This is a genomic window from Collinsella sp. AF28-5AC (assembly GCF_003457875.1).
Lineage (GTDB): Bacteria > Actinomycetota > Coriobacteriia > Coriobacteriales > Coriobacteriaceae > Collinsella.
The window spans coordinates 294313-294678 of record NZ_QRTA01000002.1; the positions used below are offsets into that span (position 1 = coordinate 294313).

1 protein-coding gene is annotated in these 366 nt (G+C 68.9%); it reads left to right on the forward strand.

Annotated features, from left to right (window positions below; genetic code table 11):
• Positions 1-73 precede the first annotated feature (73 nt).
• A partial coding sequence (locus DWZ01_RS03225; RefSeq protein ID WP_147332616.1) for a hypothetical protein occupies positions 74-366 on the forward strand: 293 nt, incomplete at its 3' end.

Consider the following 366-nt stretch of genomic DNA (forward strand, 5'->3'; position numbering starts at 1 on the left):
GGGTTCGCCGCCGTTGAGCGCGACGAGCACTTCTCCCCGAAGCCGCTCAGCGCCGTCAGGAGGAGGTAGCCGCATGGTCACGGTCGAGTTCGACTCCATGGGCGAGGCGGTCCGCCTCGCCCTCGTGGCCGATGAGTACGTGGGCGGCGGCCTGGCCGTCCTCATCCTCGACGCCACGGACCCGCGCTCCGACGGCTACATGGCCGAGTGGGGCGTGCTCACGGCGAACGTGCCGGCTGCGGCCGAGTGGTGCCGCGGGCACGGCAACATCGCCATCGACGCCGCGGTCCCCGCGGCACTCCTCAAGGCACTCGTGTTAGCGTCAATCTATTTTTCACCAGTTTCGCTAAACAGGCGCGCCGTTCG